The 17,822-nt window shown below is 55.7% G+C and carries 19 protein-coding genes and 1 other annotated feature; of the genes, 5 read left to right on the top strand and 14 right to left on the bottom strand.

The annotated features are described in order from the left end of the window. Positions 1-60 precede the first annotated feature (60 nt). Complete coding sequence (gene leuE, locus ACOTYB_RS09835) at positions 61-696, top strand: leucine efflux protein LeuE (protein WP_022651359.1); 636 nt, start codon at positions 61-63, stop codon at positions 694-696. A gap of 33 nt (positions 697-729) precedes the next feature. On the opposite strand, the gene ACOTYB_RS09830 is transcribed toward leuE, so the two are convergent. Continuing rightward, complete coding sequence (locus ACOTYB_RS09830; RefSeq protein ID WP_003856755.1) at positions 730-1,026, bottom strand: YciI family protein; 297 nt, start codon at positions 1,024-1,026, stop codon at positions 730-732. A 221-nt stretch (positions 1,027-1,247) separates the two neighbouring features. Between ACOTYB_RS09830 and tonB the strand changes: the two genes are divergently transcribed. Continuing rightward, entirely contained in the window at positions 1,248-1,976 is a 729-nt protein-coding gene (gene tonB, locus ACOTYB_RS09825; protein WP_017384230.1) for a TonB system transport protein TonB, read from the top strand. Positions 1,977-2,013: 37 nt separating this feature from the next. Here the strand turns inward: tonB and yciA are convergent, their stop codons facing one another. The 5 genes from yciA to ACOTYB_RS09800 all read right to left on the bottom strand — a co-directional run bounded on the left by yciA (position 2,014) and on the right by ACOTYB_RS09800 (position 6,601). Continuing rightward, positions 2,014-2,409 (bottom strand): acyl-CoA thioester hydrolase YciA, encoded by a 396-nt coding sequence (gene yciA, locus ACOTYB_RS09820; protein ID WP_003856759.1) that lies wholly within the window; start codon positions 2,407-2,409, stop codon positions 2,014-2,016. Between the two features lie 98 nt (positions 2,410-2,507). Continuing rightward, positions 2,508-4,694 (bottom strand): TonB-dependent siderophore receptor, encoded by a 2,187-nt coding sequence (locus ACOTYB_RS09815; protein ID WP_045343248.1) that lies wholly within the window; start codon positions 4,692-4,694, stop codon positions 2,508-2,510. A 180-nt stretch (positions 4,695-4,874) separates the two neighbouring features. Continuing rightward, positions 4,875-5,414: a septation protein A gene (locus ACOTYB_RS09810; protein WP_023324803.1), complete on the bottom strand. Its 540-nt coding sequence runs from the start codon at positions 5,412-5,414 to the stop codon at positions 4,875-4,877. A 13-nt stretch (positions 5,415-5,427) separates the two neighbouring features. Further along, positions 5,428-6,171 carry a YciC family protein gene (locus ACOTYB_RS09805; RefSeq protein ID WP_003856765.1) on the bottom strand — a complete coding sequence of 248 codons (744 nt, stop codon included), beginning with the start codon at positions 6,169-6,171 and terminating at the stop codon, positions 5,428-5,430. A 25-nt stretch (positions 6,172-6,196) separates the two neighbouring features. Further along, positions 6,197-6,601 carry a YkgJ family cysteine cluster protein gene (locus ACOTYB_RS09800; RefSeq protein ID WP_003856766.1) on the bottom strand — a complete coding sequence of 135 codons (405 nt, stop codon included), beginning with the start codon at positions 6,599-6,601 and terminating at the stop codon, positions 6,197-6,199. A gap of 282 nt (positions 6,602-6,883) precedes the next feature. Between ACOTYB_RS09800 and ompW the strand changes: the two genes are divergently transcribed. After that, the gene (gene ompW / locus ACOTYB_RS09795) at positions 6,884-7,516 is read left to right on the top strand and encodes an outer membrane protein OmpW (protein WP_017693317.1); all 633 of its coding nucleotides are present in this window, start codon (positions 6,884-6,886) and stop codon (positions 7,514-7,516) included. A gap of 286 nt (positions 7,517-7,802) precedes the next feature. Here the strand turns inward: ompW and yedF are convergent, their stop codons facing one another. The 8 genes from yedF to trpL form a co-directional block, all read right to left on the bottom strand. Continuing rightward, the gene (gene yedF, locus ACOTYB_RS09790; RefSeq protein ID WP_006175744.1) at positions 7,803-8,036 is read right to left on the bottom strand and encodes a sulfurtransferase-like selenium metabolism protein YedF; all 234 of its coding nucleotides are present in this window, start codon (positions 8,034-8,036) and stop codon (positions 7,803-7,805) included. Then, positions 8,033-9,244, bottom strand: coding sequence for a selenium metabolism membrane protein YedE/FdhT (yedE, locus tag ACOTYB_RS09785; protein ID WP_022651357.1), 1,212 nt, complete (start codon positions 9,242-9,244; stop codon positions 8,033-8,035). The genes yedF and yedE overlap by 4 nt, the downstream gene beginning before the upstream one ends. Before the next feature lie 174 nt (positions 9,245-9,418). Beyond that, complete coding sequence (gene trpA / locus ACOTYB_RS09780; RefSeq protein WP_220153110.1) at positions 9,419-10,228, bottom strand: tryptophan synthase subunit alpha; 810 nt, start codon at positions 10,226-10,228, stop codon at positions 9,419-9,421. Next, the gene (gene trpB, locus ACOTYB_RS09775; protein ID WP_003856780.1) at positions 10,228-11,421 is read right to left on the bottom strand and encodes a tryptophan synthase subunit beta; all 1,194 of its coding nucleotides are present in this window, start codon (positions 11,419-11,421) and stop codon (positions 10,228-10,230) included. Before trpB ends, trpA begins: the two co-directional genes overlap by 1 nt. Positions 11,422-11,431: 10 nt before the next feature. Further along, positions 11,432-12,790 (bottom strand): bifunctional indole-3-glycerol-phosphate synthase TrpC/phosphoribosylanthranilate isomerase TrpF, encoded by a 1,359-nt coding sequence (trpCF, locus tag ACOTYB_RS09770; RefSeq protein WP_220153109.1) that lies wholly within the window; start codon positions 12,788-12,790, stop codon positions 11,432-11,434. Between the two features lie 3 nt (positions 12,791-12,793). Further along, the gene (gene trpD / locus ACOTYB_RS09765; protein WP_032609354.1) at positions 12,794-14,389 is read right to left on the bottom strand and encodes a bifunctional anthranilate synthase glutamate amidotransferase component TrpG/anthranilate phosphoribosyltransferase TrpD; all 1,596 of its coding nucleotides are present in this window, start codon (positions 14,387-14,389) and stop codon (positions 12,794-12,796) included. Continuing rightward, complete coding sequence (locus tag ACOTYB_RS09760; RefSeq protein ID WP_220153108.1) at positions 14,389-15,951, bottom strand: anthranilate synthase component 1; 1,563 nt, start codon at positions 15,949-15,951, stop codon at positions 14,389-14,391. The genes trpD and ACOTYB_RS09760 overlap by 1 nt, the downstream gene beginning before the upstream one ends. A gap of 23 nt (positions 15,952-15,974) precedes the next feature. Continuing rightward, positions 15,975-16,069: a sequence feature (Trp leader region), on the bottom strand. Continuing rightward, a complete protein-coding gene (gene trpL, locus ACOTYB_RS09755; RefSeq protein WP_071524153.1) occupies positions 16,046-16,090 on the bottom strand; it encodes a trp operon leader peptide in 45 nt (14 codons plus the stop codon). It overlaps the preceding feature by 24 nt. A gap of 127 nt (positions 16,091-16,217) precedes the next feature. On the opposite strand from trpL, the gene rnm reads away from it, so the two are divergent. Further along, on the top strand, positions 16,218-17,111 hold the full coding sequence (gene rnm, locus ACOTYB_RS09750; RefSeq protein ID WP_023314252.1) for an RNase RNM: 894 nt from the start codon (positions 16,218-16,220) through the stop codon (positions 17,109-17,111). Beyond that, the gene (locus ACOTYB_RS09745) at positions 17,108-17,728 is read left to right on the top strand and encodes an L-threonylcarbamoyladenylate synthase (protein WP_003856793.1); all 621 of its coding nucleotides are present in this window, start codon (positions 17,108-17,110) and stop codon (positions 17,726-17,728) included. Before rnm ends, ACOTYB_RS09745 begins: the two co-directional genes overlap by 4 nt. Positions 17,729-17,822: the final 94 nt, after the last annotated feature.

The following is a 17,822-nucleotide window of genomic DNA, read 5'->3' as shown; positions in this document are numbered from 1 at the left end:
GATTAAGGGGATACCGTAATTCCCGGTATCCCCGCTGTTTTTGAGCGAAAGGAGTGAGACGTGTTTGCGGAGTTTGGTGTACTGAATTTCTGGACCTATGTTGTCGGCGCATTTTTTATCGTGCTGGTTCCAGGACCGAACACCTTGTTTGTGCTGAAAACAGGGATTGGCCACGGCGTTAAGAAAGGCTATCTGGCAGCCACCGGTGTGTTTATTGGTGATGCCGTGCTAATGTTTTTGGCCTGGGCGGGCGTCGCCGCGTTGATCCAGACCACTCCGGTATTATTTAATATTGTCCGCTATCTGGGCGCGTTTTATCTGCTGTGGCTGGGCGGGAAAATGCTCTGGTCCGTTATGATGCGTCAAAAAAATGCGCACGAAAGTAGCGCCGAACCGGCAAGCGCAATCCTTAAGCGTTCGCTGGTGCTGAGCCTGACGAACCCGAAAGCGATTCTCTTTTACGTGTCGTTCTTCGTACAGTTCATTGATGTCAATGCGAAGAATACCGGCACGTCGTTCCTGATCCTCGCCACAACGCTTGAGCTGATCAGCTTCATGTACATGAGCTTCCTGATTTTCTCAGGCGCGTTTGTCACGCGTTACCTCAAAACCAAAAAGAAACTGGCGAAGCTGGGGAACGGGCTGATAGGTCTGCTGTTTGTCGGATTTGCGGCGAGGCTGGCGTCGCTGCACTGAATGAAGAAAAGGCTCCTGAGGGAGCCTTTCGTTTCAGAATACTTTTTTATACGGACGAACCGTGACTTTCTCGTACACGCCGGCTGCGACGTACGGGTCTGCTTCTGCCCAGGCCTGCGCGGCTTCAAGAGATTCAAACTCGGCAATCACCGTGGAGCCGGTAAAACCCGCCGCGCCCGGATCGTTGCTGTCAACGGCAGGCATCGGGCCTGCGGTCAGCAACCGACCTTCATCCTGTAGCAACTGTAAACGCGCCAGATGGGCAGGGCGAACGGAAAGACGTTTTTCCAGAGAATCAGGTACATCTTCAGCGTAAATCACGTAAAGCACGGCAAAGCTCCTTAACCGGTAAAAGTGACAATTACGTTATGTGAAAGCACAAATGACTGCAATGTAAAGATAATAACAATGTTAAAACCCTGATCTGGATGCCCCTTTTTTGCCCTCATGTACGCTTAAATTGCGCCAGGACAAAGTGTCTTATTGAATATGATTGCTATTTGCATTTAAAATCAAGGTTCGGTTTTTTAACGTTGATGATTATGACTTCGATGACCCTTGATTTACCTCGCCGCTTTCCATGGCCGACGCTGCTTTCCGTCGTTATTCACGGTGCTGTCGTGGCGGGTCTGCTCTATACCTCGGTTCATCAGGTTATTGAAATGCCGGCGCCAGCGCAGCCAATTTCTGTGACCATGGTATCGCCTGCGGATCTTGAGCCGCCGCAGGTTGCGCCGCCGCCGCCACAGCCCGTTGTTGAACCCGAGCCGGAGCCAGAGCCCGAGCCGGTTCCTGAACCGCCGAAAGAAGCGCCGGTGGTGATCCATAAGCCGGAGCCGAAACCTAAGCCGAAGCCAAAACCCAAGCCGGTCAAAAAGGTTGAAGAACGTCCGAAACGCGAAGTGCGTCCGGTTGAGCCACGCGCCACGCAGCCGGTTGAAAATGCCGCCCCGTCACGTCCGCTGATGAATAACACCACGACCGCGACAAAACCGACGGTAACGGCGCCAGCAGGCCCGCGCGCGCTGAGCCGTAACCAGCCGCAGTACCCGGCACGTGCTCAGGCGTTACGTATTGAAGGGCGTGTACGGGTGAAATTCGACGTTACGGCCGATGGACGTGTCGATAACGTGGAAATCCTGTCCGCACAGCCGGCGAATATGTTTGAACGTGAAGTTAAATCGGCCATGCGCAGGTGGCGCTATGAAGCCGGTAAACCCGGCAATGGGTTGATTGTGAACATTGTCTTCCGCCTGAACGGCGGGGCACAGATGGAATAAAAGAAGCCTCCGCAAGGAGGCTTTTTTTACCTGAGGATCAGCTCCGTGGAAGCTGGCGGGGCTTACCGTCGCTATCCACCGCCACATAGATGAACAATGCCTCCGTCGCCTTATAGCGCTGACCAATCGGTTCAGAAGAGACTTTTTTCACCCAGACTTCAATGTTGATGGAGACAGACGTATTGCCGCGTTTTACGCAGCGTGCATAACAGCACACCACGTCCCCCACCGCGACAGGACGCAGGAAGGTCATGCCATCGACCCGGACGGTTACCACGCGCCCGTGTGCAATCTCTTTTGCCAGGATTGCACCGCCCATATCCATCTGCGACATCAACCAGCCGCCAAAAATATCGCCATTGGCATTCGTATCCGCAGGCATTGCCAGTGTGCGTAAAACCAGTTCGCCCTGTGGGGCGTCATTTGTTGTCATTGTTTTTAAACTCGTAACTGAAGACTTCAGGCGGGATGCTACTATGATTTCTGGCTGGAGAGAATAGGGTTAGCGCCCGCAGAGCAGGCGCCTTAGGGTCAGAAGGACAGGGTCACGCCTGCGTAATACGCACGGCCTGGTTCGTTATAGGTCGATGCACCGTCATTTTTACGGTAAATCTGCTTATCAAAGAGGTTGCTGATCCCGGCATTCAGGCGGAGATCTTTTGTCAGCTGATAATTGCTGCCGATCCCAACGATGGAATAGGCGCCAATCTCTTTATCTGACATCGCATTCTGCTCTTTGCGGATTTCAGCATTTTCTCTTGGCTTCTGGCGGCCATACATCGTCCAGCTAAGGTTCGCTGAAAGTTTGCTGCTAACCTGCCAGTCGAGCATCGTGTTGACGGTATATTTTGGAATAATCGACAGAGGGTTGCCGGTGTCCTTACTTTCAGACTGAATCATATACGTCGCATTGGTACGCCAGGTTAGCGTGTCGCGGATAACCGGGACGGTGAGGTTGCCTTCCAGCCCCTCAACGACAGCCTTTCCTCCGTTCTGCCACTGAAGGATATTTGCGCCGCTGCTTGTCTGGCCCAGCACATCCGTTCCTGAAACGATCTTGTTTTTGTAATCGTTGCGGAACCAGGTTATGCCCGCCTCGTAGCCTTCCAGCGCAAAGGCCAGGCCAATCTCTTTGTTCACGCTGATTTCAGGATCCAGATCCGGGTTACCTAACAGGTAACAGCTTCCTTCGGAAACATTGTTCGGGCAGCCATTGCCGCGGGTGGAAAGCAGATAGCCTTCGCTGGATTGATACAGGTTTGGCGCTTTAAATACCCGAGCGATACCCGCTTTAACCTTGAACATGTCACCCAAATCCTGAGAGACGTTCAGGCTCGGGCTCCAGTTGCTGCCAAACTGATTGTGATAATCAAAGCGGAGCCCCGGGATCAGGTTGGTGCCCTGACGCGCTTCAATATTGTCCTCAAGATAGATGCCGGTGAGGTCAGCGCTGTTTTTGCTGTTGCGCTCAGAAGCCGTGCCGGGAACGCCGTTAATCACTTCTCCCGACACATTTGTCGCCTGCATTGAGGCCGGATCGTTCAGTTCATCACGATTCCATTCTGCACCCACGGTTAGCGTCTGTTCGACCAGCCAGAAGAAAGGAATGTTCAGTTCACCCGTTGAACGGTATGACTCCAGCCGGCTGGTATCGTATTTATCGCTATTGATCATCCCCTCAACTTTGCCCGTAGAGCCTTCTTCCAGGCGGGTGTTGTTGGTCTTTTCATAATAGACACCGAACTTTGACTGACCCCAGTCCCAGATGCCGTTGTGCGTAATGCCATAAGACTGGCGGTACATTCGGTTGGTTTCGTGTCCATACAGGGACGACACCAGACCGTCAGGGCTGACGTTGCTGTTGCTGTATTGAGTATCACCCGCGTAGATATTGCCCTGGCGGCTGTAGCTGTAGTCGAAATCGATAATCTGCTGTGGCGTGAGTTTCCAGGAGAGCAGGGCATTGATGTCCTTGTTGCGCACGCCTTCACGTCCGGCGGCGTAAGAGCCATTTTGCGCGGTGTTGATGTCCTGAGCATCTGCGTCAGTTTTATTGATATTCCCGTACAGGCGCATCGTTAACGCATCGCCCGCAAGGGGGCCGCTCAGATCAAAATTAGCGCGTTTTGTCGACCCCTCTTTATCATTTTCAGGCTGGTTAGTGTACAGGGAGAGTGAGCCGTGCCAGTCGTTGGTCGGGCGTTTGGTAATGATGTTGACGACGCCGCCGGCCGCCCCCGAACCATAGCGGGCGGCAGCAGGTCCCCGGAGCACTTCAATGCGCTCAACCATCTCTGGCGGAACCCAGTTAGTATCCCCGCGGGTGTCGCGCTCCCCGCGCCAGCTGTAGCGCACCGAGTTACGTGACGTCACCGGCACACCGTCAATCAGAATCAGCGTGTTCTCCGGCCCCATACCGCGGATGTCGATCTGGCGGTTGTTACCGCGGCTGCCTGTCGCGCTGTTTCCGGTGAGGTTAACCCCGGGCATTTTGCGAATAATTTCTGAAAGATCGTTAACCGGTGGATCCTTTTCTATGTCCTTTGCCGTGATGATGGAAACCCCCGGCTGTTGCTTCAGCGCCTCTTCAGCGGTGGCCTGAACAACCATTGTTTCACCATCGGTGAGAGTCTCTTCCGCTGCGTGTGCGCTCTGGTATAGCGTTGAAAAAATGGCGAGCGTAAGTGTAGCCGGGGCAAATCTTATTATGTTATTCATCAACTCATTTCCATTTGTTAAAAATGCGATGACGAATATTAATGATAGTCATTCCCATTTCAATAAAGTGACAGCGATCTCCATAAAATCTTCATAATTCAGACATTTTCGCAGGAAGGATGTAGAGAAAAGAGAAGGCGGGAAAAGAGGCCAGACCGCGTGGCGATCTGGCCAGAAGGATCAGTGCTTGTCATCCTGCGGCATGTGGCGATAAATATAAACGCCGCTGAGCAGGGTGAAGATAAGGGTCAGCGCCGTCAGGCCAAACACCTTGAAGTTGACCCAGATATTCTGCGGCAGCCAGAATGCGATATAGATATTCGCCAGACCACACAGAATAAAAAATAGCGCCCAGGCGATATTCAGACGCTCCCACACAGCCTGCGGCAGGGTCAGTTCTTTCCCCAGCATGCGCTGGATCAGCGGCTTCTTCATCACCCACTGGCTGATGAGCAGCGCGCCCGCAAACAGGCCGTAAATCACCGTAACCTTCCATTTGATAAATTCATCATTGTGGAAGAACAACGTCAGGCCACCAAACACCGCCACCATCAGGAAGGTGATGAGCGCCATCTTTTCAACTTTGCGATAGCGAACCCAGCTGTAAATCAGCACCACAGCCGTTGCCACAATCAGCGCCAGCGTGCCGGCATAAATGTCGTACAGCTTATAAAAAGCGAAAAATACGATCAGCGGTAAAAAATCAAGAAACTGCTTCATTCTGCGATCCCAGTTACTGACGAATTAACATGTACAGGCGGAACAAATAGACCAGCAGCACGGCTGAAATCAGATTGCTCAGCGTATTGGCGACAACCGCTCCGACGTTTGGCGTTAACACCGCAAAATTCGGCGCAAACAGCAACAGCAGAGTCTTGGCCAGCAGCCAGCTGATAACGGCCGGGGCGACCAGTCGCATATTGGCCCATGCGAGCCTGATGCTGCTGCGCATGGCGGTGAAAATGCCCAGTTTGTCCTGCACAACCATTACTGGCGCGAATGAAAGCACGATAGCCAGCAGCACGCCCGGAACGACCACCAACATGATCCCCATCTGGACCAGCAGCGTGGTCAGGAAGATGAGGATAAACAGCTTTGGCAGCACCGGAGCACTGGCCCCGATTGCACGTAACGCGCTGACGCGTTGGCCGGCAGATACCAGTTGGATCATCAGCAACACGCCACCCGCCAGAATGGCGTTGCCAATCAGACCCGAGAAGGTAGATGCCGCAGATGCGCGCAGCAAGATTTGCTGTTGCTCAGGCGTCATATTCTGCACAAGGTCAAACAACCCTGCGCTGCCTGCAAGATGATCCCCCTGGCTCAGCGTGGCAATCTGTTCATCACTGGGTGAGAACGCATGACCCAGCACCACCGTAATAAAGGCGCACAACAACGCGATCAGTAAAAAGGTAATGAACTGATTGCGGAAAAAATTTCCCGTGTCACGGTAGACAGACTTCGCCGTGATAGACATGCACTCTCCTTGAGTATTGCAGGTGTTAATTAGCCGGCAATTGTACACCGGATAACACGCTGGTGGCAGCATCAAGGCTTGTATGGAAAAGCATATCTTTGTAAAGCGGCGGTAATCCATAGCGGGCGCGGGCGCGATTGCATGCCTCATTGACCTGCCCATCCTCTCCCGACATCGCGAAAGTGCGACACGGGCTGGGGCGATCCGCGTAAATGGAGCAGCGGGTGGATACCCCAGGTTCACCTTCCAGTGCCACACAGCGGCTCTGTTTTTGATTGGTGCCGCGCATACAGCGCAGAAAAGGGGTTAAGGGTTCAGTGAGATCGACCGGAACGGTGCCGCCGCCATCGCTGGCTTCAGCCCAGTAGAAAGAGACTCGAAAATACGCACAACAGGCTCCGCACGTCATGCACGGGTTATGATCACTCATGGCACACCTGCAAAAGTAGAACGCATCAAATCACATTGTGAGAGCGATAAATTATCCAGCCGCTACAGGAAGCGCAAGAGAGTGAAAACAGAAAATTTTGTAACCATGAAATGCCAAAAATTGACGCGGTAACAACTTATTGCTTTATGAGGCGTCACCAAAAATTAACCTAGATCAATGAATGTTAACTTACTGGTTTTAATGTGATCTGTGTTAGATCACTTATTACTCATTTGTGAGTATATTCTCCTCCGCAATTAAAACCACAACGATGGAGCGGATATGAAAAAATTAGCGGTGGCAGCCCTTATCTTAAGCAGTCTCTCTGGCGGCGCGTACGCGCATGAAGCAGGCGAATTCTTTATTCGTGCCGGTTCGGCAACGGTACGTCCAACGGAAGGGTCCGATAATGTACTGGGTATGGGCGGGTTTAACGTCAGCAATAACACCCAGTTAGGCCTGACGTTTACGTATATGGCAACGGATAACGTTGGCGTCGAGCTTTTAGCCGCCACGCCATTCCGTCACCGCGTCGGTTTAGGACCGACCGGGGACATTGCCACGGTGCACCATTTGCCACCAACGCTGATGGCGCAGTGGTACTTCGGCGATTCCAGCAGCAAGGTGCGCCCTTATATTGGTGCAGGCGTTAACTACACCACCTTCTTTGATGAGAAATTTAACGATACTGGTAAAGAGGCCGGGCTCTCCGATCTCAGCCTGAAAGACTCGTGGGGCATGGCGGGACAGGTTGGTCTGGATTATCTGATTAATCGTGACTGGCTGATCAACGCCTCTGTCTGGTATATGGACATTGATACGGACGTGCGCTTTAAAGCTGGCGGGCAGCAGCAAAGTATCAATACCCGTCTGGATCCGTGGGTATTTATGTTCTCAGCAGGCTATCGTTTCTGACAGAAGATATATCCCCTGTCAGCCGGTGATTGCTGTATGGTGGTTGTTCCACACACCTGTCTGGAGGGGATATCCCCAACATCAAATTTGAGTGTCCGGTTTGTGCAGGTAAACATTTTCAGTTCACGACGTTCAGCCCAGCACATAGCCTACCTCACGGTGCTATCTGTTCCGTTTGCGGAACACGTCTCACCATTCATTCATGCCTGCCGAAGCTCAGACGACGACGGTGGCCAAAGCCAGTAAACTAGAAAAGGCCTCTGAGAGGCCTTTTTCGATCGTGAAATCACTTCTGAATTAAATAACGAATGGTTGGTCCGTCCTGCTGGATATCCAGAACGGTATAGCCGTGATTTTTGGCATCAAGCGGAATGTTATTGATCGACTGGGGGCAATCGCTCACCACCTCCAGAATTTCACCTTTCTTTAGCTGCGGTAGCGCCTCAAGCGTGGCAACCGCCGGATACGGGCAGGGTTCACCGACCATATCCAGTCGATAATCGGGGACGATATCTTTCATGCGGCATTCTCCTGAGTTTCAGTTTTGGCGGTGGCGCGTCGGAAGAAGCGCTTCTCTTGTGCAACAACCAGTAAGAAGGCGATGAGCAGCAGGGCATAGGTCACCAGGAGCCCCCCGAGTGGACCAAAGGTTTTCAGCAGGTTGACCTTGTCCCAGTTTGTTGCCAGCACCGGAGAGACGTCATCCCAGTAGCAGGCCAGAAGGGTAGAGCCAATCACGTTACCCAGACCCACCCACCAGTAATGCACCTGGCCTTCCACAGCGCGATACATCCAGCCGGTTTCACACCCGCCCGCCAGCACAATGCCAAAGCCAAACAGCAGCCCGCCAATCACGGCATTTGGGCCCGCCCACATAATTTTTGGCTCCACGCCGAGCTGAACATAGCTGAAGATGCCAATTGCGCTCACGGCCATGCCGGCAATGATCGCCTTCGCCATCATGGTGCGTCCGGTGATCCACATATCGCGAAACGCGGAGGTAAAGCAGATCTGCGCGCGTTCAATCAGCAGACCAAAGCCGACGCCGAACAGCATGGCCAGACCGAGTTTGGGCTGATTCATTGCCGTGCAAATCGCCCAGGCAACCATAGCAAAAAAGACCAGCATACCGAGGCGGAAACGACGACGCGCCTGATCGGGTTTTTGCGTTAACGGAGAGGCAGCGCTAACTTTCGTCATTTTCACCGGAATGCGGAACAGCGGCAGCAGGGTGAATTTAGCACCGAAGTAGGAGCCGATGGCGGTGGCGACGGCAAAGAACCAGGCATGCAGCGAGAACTGCGGAATGCCGGTAAAGAACGCGGCCAGATTACAGCCCATCGCCAGACGAGCGCCAAACCCGGCAATGATGCCGCCGACCACGGCCTGCATAATGCGGATGCGGCTTTTCGGCATGCGCAACTTAACGTTGTTGGCCCACAGCGCGGCCGCAAAACAGCCGCCGAACATGCCAATGATCATCATTCCGTCGATGCGGGTCAGCGGTGTGCCCTCAAGATGGATCAGTTTGAAGTAGCCCCACTCTTCGGCATGGACGCCTGCCAGCTGTAATAGCTGCCCACCCCAGCGGGTAAACTCGCCCGTAACAGCCCAGAAGGTGCCGGTAATACCGAAATAATAGGTAGAGAGAATGCCTGCCGCGATAACGGCCGGAACAGGTGACCAGAACTTAACCAGGTAAGTCTGTTTGAAGGAATACCATGACATGAATAACCTCTGAACTCAGAAGGGTAACGCTAAAAAGAGCCCAGATCATACGCTTACGCGAAAGTTTGGAAAGTCATTCACACCGAAAATATCGACAGGATCAATTTTGACCTGCTTCTTTCAGGAAGAGAGGAGGGAAAACCGCCTGACGCCGGGGCCAGACGGTGTTAACGGTTACGCCTTGCGCGTGGCCGCTTTCATGGATGTGACGAATGCGTGTAATTCAGCCAGCAGCTGCTGTGGCTTATCCACGTTCTTCTCGATAATTTTCACGATAGCCGAACCCGAAATGGCCCCGGCGGCTTTCGCGTCAATCGCCGCAGTAACCTGATCCGGTGAGGAAATGCCAAAGCCCTGAAGCGGCGGTGCAGCATGGTATTCTGCAAGCTTCTCCACCAGATGATGCAGCGGCAGCGCGGCTTTGTTTTCCGCACCGGTGACGCCCGCACGGGAGAGCAGGTAGGTGTAACCTCGTCCGTAAGAGGCAATCTGGCGCAACAGATCGTCATCGGCATTCGGTGGACAGATGAAAATCGGCGCGACGTTGTGGCGCATTGCCGCCTGACGGAATGGCGCAGACTCTTCAACGGGCACGTCAGCCACCAGCACGGAGTCAACGCCCACGCGGGCGCACTCTGCGTAAAACGCATCAATGCCGCGGCTGAACACCAGGTTGGCGTACATCAGCAGGCCGATCGGAATGGTCGGGTGCTTCTGACGGATCGCCGCCAGCATTTCAAAGCACTGGCTCGGCGTCACGCCCGCGGCAAACGCGCGTAGCGTTGCGTTCTGAATGGTCGGGCCATCCGCCAGCGGATCGGAGAACGGAATACCGAGCTCCAGCGCGTCGGCACCGGCATCAATCAGGGTGTCGATAATCTTCAGCGACTGCTCCGGGCCGGGGTCGCCCAGCGTCACGAAGGGAACGAACGCGCCTTCCTGGCGGGCTTTCAGTTGTGCAAATGCGTTGTCGTAGCGTTCCATCAGATTTCCCCTCGTGCTTTCAGAATATCGTGAACGGTGAAGATATCTTTGTCACCGCGACCGGAAAGGTTTACCACCAGCAGCTGCTCTTTTTCCGGGTTTTCCTTCATCATTTTCAGCGCGTGCGCCAGCGCGTGGGAAGACTCCAGCGCCGGGATGATCCCTTCATTGCGGCACAGCGTTTTGAAGGCCTCCAGCGCTTCGTCATCGGTGATGGAGACATAATCCGCGCGGCCGGTGCTGTTCAGGAACGCGTGCTGCGGCCCTACGGACGGGAAATCCAGCCCGGCAGAGATCGAGTAAGACTCCTCAATCTGCCCTTCATCGGTCTGCATCATCGGGGCCTTCATGCCGAAGTAGATCCCCACGCGGCCATGCTTCAGCGGCGCACCATGCTCGCCCGTTTCAATGCCGTGGCCGGCAGGCTCAACGCCAATCAGCCCAACGCTGGTTTCGTCGATAAAATCGGCAAACATGCCGATGGCGTTAGATCCGCCGCCAACGCAGGCGATCACCGCATCCGGCAGGCGACCCTCTTTTTCGAGGATCTGCGCTTTAGTCTCTTCGCCGATCATGCGCTGGAATTCACGCACGATGGTCGGGAACGGGTGCGGGCCCGCGGCGGTACCGAGCATGTAGTGGGCGGTTTCGTAGCTGCCAGACCAGTCGCGCAGCGCTTCATTACAGGCATCTTTCAGCGTGGCAGAACCGCTGTGCACCGGGATCACTTCCGCCCCCATCAGACGCATACGGAACACGTTCGGCGACTGGCGCTCAACGTCCTTCGCCCCCATGTAAATGCGGCATTTCAGGCCGAGCAGGGCGCTGGCGAGCGCTGAGGCCACACCGTGCTGCCCCGCGCCGGTTTCGGCGATGATTTCGGTTTTACCCATCCGCTTCGCGAGCAGCGCCTGGCCCAGCACCTGGTTAGTTTTATGCGCGCCACCGTGCAGCAAATCTTCACGCTTAAGATACAGCGTAGTTTTAGTGCCTTCGGTCAGGTTGCGGCACTTTGTCAGCGCCGTCGGACGACCGGCGTAGTTTTTCAGCAGGTCAGTAAACTCCGCCTGAAACGCCGGATCTTTCTGTGCGCTCACGAACGCTTCTTCCAGCTGGCGCAGCGCGGGCATCAGGATTTGTGGGACATACATCCCACCGAACTCACCAAAATACGGGTTAAGTAATGTCGTCATCTTCTCTTCCTTAATATGCACGCAGAGTTTTAAATACCGATGCCAGCTTGCTGGCGTCTTTAATGCCCGGTTGGGACTCTACGCCTGAATTGAAATCGAGGCCGGCGCAGCCGGTTTTGGCCGCTTCCACACAGTTATCGGGGCTTAATCCCCCCGCCAGCAGGACATTGTCCAGCACTTCGCCACGCAGCAGTGACCAGTCGAAACGCTGCCCCGTGCCGCCCTGGTCGTTGTCGAGCACGTATTTATCAACATGCTTCAGGTTACGCGCGGGCAGGGTGGCGCCAACGCTTTGCGCTTTCCAGATCTGAACCTGAGGCGCCAGAGCATGTCGCAGAGCATCAATGTACGCCTGATCTTCATCGCCATGCAGCTGAACCGCGCTCAGGGATAACGCGTCCGCTTTAGCCGCAACGTCGTTAATATCCGCATCGCGGAACACGCCCACGTAGTTCAGTGGCGCAGCCGCCATCACCTTGCGCGCCTGTTCCTCATTAACGGCGCGAGGAGAGGACTCAACAAAGATCAGACCACCATAGATTGCGCCCGCTTCATATGCGGCCTGCGCATCCTGTTCACGGGTCAGGCCGCAGACTTTGTTCTCACCCAACAGCACGCGGCGCACGGCCGCATTAAGATCGTCGTGTTCCATCATCGCGGAGCCGATCAGGAAACCGTTGGCAAAGTGGCTGAGTTCGCGCACCTGAGCGTAGCTGTTTATCCCGGATTCGCTGATCACCGTGACGCCCGCGCCCAGACGCGGCGCAAGCTGGCGCGTACGGTTGAGGTCAATCGACAGGTCGCGCAGGTCGCGGTTGTTAATGCCGACCACTTTGGCTTCCAGCGCGATGGCGCGCTCCAGCTCCTCTTCGTTGCTCACTTCGGTCAGCACGCCCATATTCAGGCTGTGCGCGACGGCGGAGAGCTGGCGATACTGCTCGTCATCCAGCACGGAGAGCATCAGCAGGCAGGCATCGGCCTGGTAAAAGCGCGCCAGCCAGATCTGATACGGGTCGATAATAAAGTCTTTGCACAGAATCGGCTGCGGCGCGATGCCGCTGACTACGGGCAGAAAATCGAAGCTGCCCTGAAAATATTTCTCATCCGTCAGCACAGAAATGGCAGACGCATGATGCTTGTAGATATCGGCAATACGCGCCGGGTCGAAATCGTCACGGATCACGCCTTTGGACGGAGACGCTTTTTTACACTCCAGAATAAACGCGGTACGCGCGCCCTGGAGCGCATCATAAAAACGACGGCTGCTCGGAACGACGTCATTCTGAAAACTGGCGAGCGGCTGCTGTTGCTTGCGGGCTTCCACCCAGATGGCCTTATCGGCGACGATTTTCGCTAAAACGGTCTGCATTATTTACCCTCTTGCCGCAAGTGCGGTAACGCGATCGTAAGCTGCACCGGAGCGCAGTACGTCCAGAACTTTTTGGGCGTTGGCTTTTAGATCTTCCTCGCCATGTAAACGCATCAGCATGGCTACGTTGGCCGCCACGGCGGCCTCATGGGCGGCCTCACCTTTACCTTGTAATAAGCGCGTGAGAATGTCACGGTTTTCTTCCGGCGTGCCGCCCGCCAGGGCGTCCTGATGGTACGGGGTCAACCCGAAGTCAGCGGCCTCAAGCTGATAGTTCAGCACTTCGCCGTGATTCAGTTCCGCCACCAGCGTGGGCGCATGCAGGGAAACTTCATCCATCCCGCCGCTGTGTACCACGGCGGCGCGTTGGTAACCGAGGACGCGCAGCGTCTCCGCAATCGGCAGGACCAGCTCCGGGCTGTAAACGCCAATCAGCGCCAGCGGCGGATGCGCCGGGTTAATGAGTGGACCGAGCACGTTAAACAGCGTGCGGGTTTTAAGCTGCTGGCGAACCGGCATCGCGTGGCGGAAACCGGTGTGATACTTCGGCGCAAACAGGAAACAGACGCCAAGGTCATCCAGCGCTTCACGGGAACGCTCGGCGTTCATGTCCAGGTTGATACCGAAAGCCGCCAGCAGGTCGGACGATCCTGAACGGCTGGACACGCTGCGGTTGCCGTGTTTCGCCACTTTCAGACCGCATGCCGCGGCCACAAAGGCGCTGGCGGTGGAAATATTGATACTGTTACTGCCGTCGCCACCGGTCCCGACAATATCGGCAAACGGGTAGTCCGGGCGCGGGAACGGGGCGGCATTTTCCAGCAGCGCGGTTGCCGCGCCGGCGATCTCCTGCGGGCTTTCCCCGCGCACTTTCATGCTCACCAGCGCAGCGGCCAGCTGCTCAGGCTTCAGCTCGCCGCGCACGACGGCGGAGAACAGCTGGTGGCTCTCCTGCTGGCTCAGGGTCTGGGCCTGATAGAGTTTTTCCAGAATCGGTTGCAGGGTGTTGGTCTGCTCCAGCTTTTGCAGCGCCCAGTCGAGCGTTTGCTCCAGCAGGCGCGCGCCGTTGGACGTCAGGATAGATTCCGGGTGGAACTGCATCCCGCAGACGCGATCCGCATCATGACGCACCGCCATCACCATCCCTTCAAACGAGGCGTTAATGGTCAGCCCGGCCGGAATGTTGCTGCCAACCAGCGAGTGGTAACGCGCTACCGGAAGCGGGTTCGGCAGCCCGGCAAACATCGCCTGACCGTCATGTTCAATGCTTGACGCTTTACCATGCAGGATCTCCCCCGCCTGACCCACGTAACCGCCGTAGGCTTCGACAATCGCCTGATGGCCAAGGCAGATGCCGATAATCGGCAGCTTGCCGCGCATACGGGTCAACAGCTCAGGCATACAGCCTGCTTCGCTCGGTGCGCCTGGGCCCGGGGAGAGCATCAGCACCGGGTTTTGCATGGTCGCCAGACGGTCAATCAGCGTCTGGGCCGGAACGTGGTTGCGATAGATAACGACATTGTGACCATTCGCACGCAGCTGATCTGCCAGGTTGTAGGTAAAGGAGTCGATATTATCGAGCAGCAGAATGTCAGCCATCAGAAAATCTCCTGTGCATGGTGTGCGGTAGCAATGGCGCGCAGTACCGCGCGCGCTTTACTGCGGGTTTCGTCGGCTTCCGACTGCGGAACAGAATCCAGCACAATTCCGGCCCCGGCCTGGACGGTGGCAATGCCGTCCTCAACGTAGGCAGAGCGGATCACGATGCAGGTATCGAGGTCACCGTGAGCGGTGAAATAGCCCACGGCACCACCGTAGCTGCCGCGACGGCGGCCTTCAGCTTCGGCAATCAGCTGCATGGCGCGGACTTTCGGCGCGCCGCTCAACGTGCCCATGTTCATGCAGGCGCGGTAGGCGTGCAGGACGTCGAGGTCGTGGCGCAGCTCACCCACCACGCGGGAGACCAGGTGCATGACGAAGGAGTAGCGGTCGACTTTGGTCAGGTCCGCCACGTAGCGGCTGCCAGGCGTGCAAATGCGTGCCAGATCGTTACGCGCCAGGTCAACCAGCATCAGGTGTTCGGAGAGCTCTTTATGGTCGGTACGCATTTCCAGTTCAATGCGGCTGTCGAGATCGCGGTCCAGGGAGCCATCGGCACGACGGCCGCGTGGGCGGGTTCCCGCTATCGGGTAGATCTCAATCTGGCGGCTGGTGGCGTCGTACTTGAGGGAGCTTTCCGGCGACGCGCCAAACAGGGTGAAATCATTGTCCTGCATAAAGAACATGTAAGGGCTTGGGTTGCTCTTTTTAAGCACATCGTAAGCCGCCAGCGGCGACGGGCAGGGCAGTGAGAAGCGACGGGACGGCACCACCTGGAATATCTCCCCGGCACGAATCGCTATTTGCATCTGACGCACCACCGCGCCGTACTGATCGTCGGTCTGACTCACCTCGCAGGTCATCTTTTCAACACGCTGCACCGGGAGCGCGGGCGGTGCTTCCGACATCTGCTGTTGCAGTTGGGCGATGCGCTGCGCGAGGCGATTTTTCTCAGACGCAGACGGCGTGAACAGGCTGGCCTGGATGCGGGTGTATTTTTTCTGATGGTCGATCACCAGCAGGGTTTCGGCCAGGTAGAAGCAGTAGTCCGGGCAGCGGTTACCCTGCTCGGTTTGGGGTAAATCTTCAAAGCCAGCAACCAGGTCGTAAGCAAACAGCCCGCCAAAGAACATTGCTTCGCGCTCATCTTCCGGTACGGCCACCAGATTTTGCAGCAGACGGAAGGCGTCAAAAACGGAGAGCGAGCAGAGGCGGGCATCTTCATCCAGCAACTGGCTTACCGGCGGGAAATGCAGAATTCTCAGGTCCGGATGACGCTCATTTTCAATGCCTGAAGGCAGAGCCGCATCCAGCAGCGGCAGCAGCGACGCGCCATTCTCAGATAACGCCTTAATGGTGACGGTGTCACCCGACGCGGTAATGCGCAGCGCGCTGTCAACCAGCAGCAGGCTTTTAAGATCGTCCTTGCTGTCGATATCAGCAGATTCCAGCAGCAGCGTCGCAGGTCGTGCACCGCACACCTGATGAAACAGCGCGGTAGGGTTATGGCGATAGGCCGCCTCGCAGGTCAGCAGTTCGAGGTGGGGTTTGGCTGTTTGCATGTTGTTGTTCTCATATTCTGTTCAAAAAAAAGCCCGCTGGGTAGCGGGCTGGGTATCTGTTTGCTTATCGCAGACGCGTGACACTGCCCGAAGATCAGGAAGTACGCCACCAACCGTGCAGAGCGAAATGTGCTGTCATTTTCAGATACCTTTCTCGTGTGAACTTGCGTACTAGTTAACTAGTTCGATGGCGTGTTGTCAACCCCTGATTTCAGTATTTCACGGTTAGTCGGTATCATAGGGGCTTCGGATGTCTCCAACCTGTTATGGGAAGTGCTTTGAGCGATACCACCTACGCCGTAATTTATGATTTACACAGCCATACGCAGGCTTCAGATGGCCTGCTGACACCCGAAGCTCTGGTCCATCGCGCCGTTGAAATGCGTGTCGGCACGCTGGCAATAACCGATCACGATACCACTGACGGCATTCCCGCCGCGCGCGCCGAGATTGTCCGCAGCGGACTGGCGCTGGATCTGGTGGCCGGGGTTGAGATCTCGACGGTCTGGGAAAACCACGAAATTCATATCGTTGGCCTGAACATCGATACAGAACATCCGGCCATGCGTGCTTTTTTGCAAGAACAAAAAACACGCCGCAATCAACGCGCGGAGATGATTGGCGAACGTCTGGAAAAAGCGCATATTCCCGGTGCGCTGGAAGGCGCGCGAAAGCTGGCGAACGGTGGGGCGGTGACGCGCGGCCATTTCGCCCGTTTTCTGGTGGACGCTGGTAAGGCGACGACCATGGCGAATGTCTTTAAAAAGTATCTGGCGCGCGGGAAAACCGGATACGTTCCCCCACAGTGGTGTACAATAAAACAAGCTATTGATGTGATTCATCATTCTGGCGGTAAGGCCGTGCTGGCCCATCCGGGGCGGTATAATCTTTCTGCTAAATGGCTGAAAAGACTGCTGGCACACTTTGCCGAATGCGGCGGTGAGGCGATGGAAGTTGCCCAGTGTCAGCAGGCACCCAATGAACGTTCGCAGCTCGCGACCTACGCCCGTCAGTTTGGCCTGCTTGGCTCACAGGGTTCAGATTTCCATCAGCCCTGCGCGTGGATTGAACTGGGGCGCAAGCTCTGGTTACCCGCGGGCGTTGAGCCTGTCTGGCAGCTCTGGGAACAGCCACAGCAAATTGAAGAGAGGGAAGTATGAGTCAGTTTTTCTATATCCATCCGGATAACCCCCAGCCACGTCTGATTAATCAGGCCGTGGAGATCGTCCGCAAAGGCGGCGTTATTGTCTACCCAACCGATTCTGGCTACGCGCTGGGCTGTAAAATTGAGGACAAAGGGGCGATGGAGCGCATCTGTCGCATCCGCCAGCTGCCGGACGGCCACAACTTTACCCTGATGTGTCGCGATCTCTCTGAACTGTCGACCTACGCTTATGTTGATAACGTGGCCTTTCGCCTGATTAAGAACAACACGCCCGGTAACTACACCTTCATTCTGAAAGGGACAAAAGAGGTGCCGCGTCGTCTGTTGCAGGAAAAACGTAAAACCATCGGCATGCGCGTGCCGTCGAACCCGATTGCCCAGGCGCTGCTGGAAACCCTCGGCGAGCCGATGCTCTCCACATCGCTGATGCTGCCGGGCAGTGAGTTTACAGAGTCCGACCCGGAAGAGATCAAAGATCGTCTGGAGAAGGTGGTGGAGCTGATTATCCATGGCGGCTATCTTGGCCAGCAGCCGACCACCGTGGTGGATCTCACCGAAGACGCGCCAGAAGTCATTCGTGAAGGCGTGGGCGATGTTAAGCCTTTCTTGTAAGGGTGTAAGCAGATATACTACGCGGCCATCAAAGCAGGGCGCCGCCCTGTTTTTGACCTGATTCGACGCCTGTGAAGGCGACACCTGAGGAAGC

The organism is Enterobacter cloacae complex sp. IR5450, assembly GCF_049238665.1.
GTDB classification, from domain to species: Bacteria; Pseudomonadota; Gammaproteobacteria; order Enterobacterales; family Enterobacteriaceae; genus Enterobacter; species Enterobacter hormaechei_C.
This window is presented reverse-complemented; position numbering and strand designations above follow the sequence as displayed.